The sequence below is a fragment of the Escherichia sp. AM3 genome (assembly GCF_032029835.1).
Taxonomy (GTDB): Bacteria; Pseudomonadota; Gammaproteobacteria; order Enterobacterales; family Enterobacteriaceae; genus Escherichia; species Escherichia coli.
In genome coordinates this window covers 1-238 of the sequence record NZ_JAVUPQ010001292.1, presented here as the reverse complement: position 1 = coordinate 238, position 238 = coordinate 1, and the positions used below count along the sequence as shown (strand labels likewise).

Annotated in this window: 1 pseudogene; it reads left to right on the top strand. The window is 56.7% G+C overall.

Going from position 1 to position 238, the window contains the following annotated elements:
• Window positions 1–188 (top strand): annotated as a pseudogene (locus RTW80_RS30735) (protease modulator HflK); the annotation flags it as partial.
• Between the last annotated feature and the right edge of the window lie 50 nt (window positions 189–238).

Genomic DNA, 238 nt, shown 5'->3' with positions numbered 1-238 from the left:
AGATGCTGAAAGGCGGTTCTGCACCGGCAGCAAAAGACAACAGCGGTGCGAACAACCTGCTGCGTCTGCCACCGGCCTCGTCTGGCAGCGCCAGCGCGAACACAACGCCTTCTTCGAACGATGGTGACATTATGGACCAACGCCGTGCTAACGCGCAGCGTAACGACTACCAGCGTCAGGGGGAATAAGGATGCGTAAGTCAGTTATTGCGATCATCATCATCGTACTGGTCGTGCTC